Here is a 270-nt window from a genome sequence, read left to right as displayed (position 1 = left end):
AAGGTGTGAGAGTTCAAGTCTCTCCGTCCGCACCATATTTTTGATTGTTTTATTAAAAACACTCATTGGCTACTTAGCTCAGCTGGTTAGAGCACATCACTCATAATGATGGGGTCACAGGTTCAAATCCCGTAGTAGCCACCATACAACTTTTAATTGATTAACCAATCATCGATTAAAATACAAAATATCTATTCTTTACTTCGGTAAGTTATAGAACGCGGACGTGGCGGAATTGGTAGACGCACCAGATTTAGGTTCTGGCGCCGT

Annotated in this window: 1 tRNA gene; it reads left to right on the top strand. The window is 40.7% G+C overall.

What is annotated here, in order from left to right:
- The first annotated feature begins 67 nt into the window (after positions 1-67).
- Positions 68-144, top strand: a tRNA-Met gene (locus PVK62_RS17615).
- The last annotated feature ends 126 nt before the right edge of the window (positions 145-270 follow it).

The sequence above is a fragment of the Aliivibrio sp. S3MY1 genome (assembly GCF_028765575.1).
Lineage (GTDB): Bacteria > Pseudomonadota > Gammaproteobacteria > Enterobacterales > Vibrionaceae > Aliivibrio.
Note: the sequence above shows the minus strand (reverse complement) of the source record. Positions and strands in the feature narration are given on the sequence as shown.